At 34.8% G+C, this 771-nt stretch carries 1 protein-coding gene and 1 pseudogene; both read left to right on the top strand.

All coding sequences use genetic code 11. From position 1 onward, the window contains the following. Positions 1-38 precede the first annotated feature (38 nt). Positions 39-197, top strand: a pseudogene (locus BTV99_RS13810) (transposase); the annotation flags it as partial. Between the two features lie 302 nt (positions 198-499). Continuing rightward, the coding region (locus BTV99_RS12500; protein ID WP_143507160.1) for a hypothetical protein at positions 500-771 on the top strand (272 nt) is incomplete at its 3' end.

The following is a 771-nucleotide window of genomic DNA, read 5'->3' on the forward strand; positions in this document are numbered from 1 at the left end:
ACTTCGGCGATGTAGGCAAAGGCAAGTGAGATGGCGAGGCTACTGGCAAAACAGTCGTATTAGGTATTCTAATACGAAATAGTAATGTCATAGCAGACACTAAGTAAAGCACGCTCAAGCCTGTTATCGAGCGTAAAATCAAGCCTGATAGCTTTATTTATACTGATAGTTATCGAAGTTATAATACGTTAGGTGTAGGCAACTTGATAGTCATGTAGCTGACTCATGTGGATTCGACTATAGCCCCAAATACAATATAACATCATCATCTCGATATATAGTCGACTCTAAATAAAGTAGAGGCATTATATTTCAACGTGGAACTGGTATGAGTTTTTCTGGCGTGCTGTGTCTGCGCTGATCGATGCTGCATAAAGTTCATCCTAGTCTCACTATATCGTTTTTATACTAAATTCACTATAGCATTATTGCCTATAGTAAATATCGGTTGATTTATTAAATTGGAATAAATAATAACTATTCATAATTAAGGTAAAAGATGATAGAGACTGTAAGCAGTACTCATAAAAGTATCATGCTAGCTATAAGACAAGCTGCAACTTTATATTTGTTTGAGAAAGGACGTGAAAACGATATTCCTAAAGTTATAGATAATTTTTTGCCTTTAGATAATTACCAGGGAAATCGAGCACCTGTAGTTGATGTCGTGAAGGAGGTTCATATATTGTCAGATGTTCTACAAGATAATTATTTAGGATTAAAACTAAATATGTTAGTAGACATTGAGTCTTTGCCCTTTTATAAAGCAGT

The sequence above is a fragment of the Psychrobacter sp. Rd 27.2 genome (assembly GCF_001921755.1).
Taxonomy (GTDB): Bacteria; Pseudomonadota; Gammaproteobacteria; order Pseudomonadales; family Moraxellaceae; genus Psychrobacter; species Psychrobacter celer.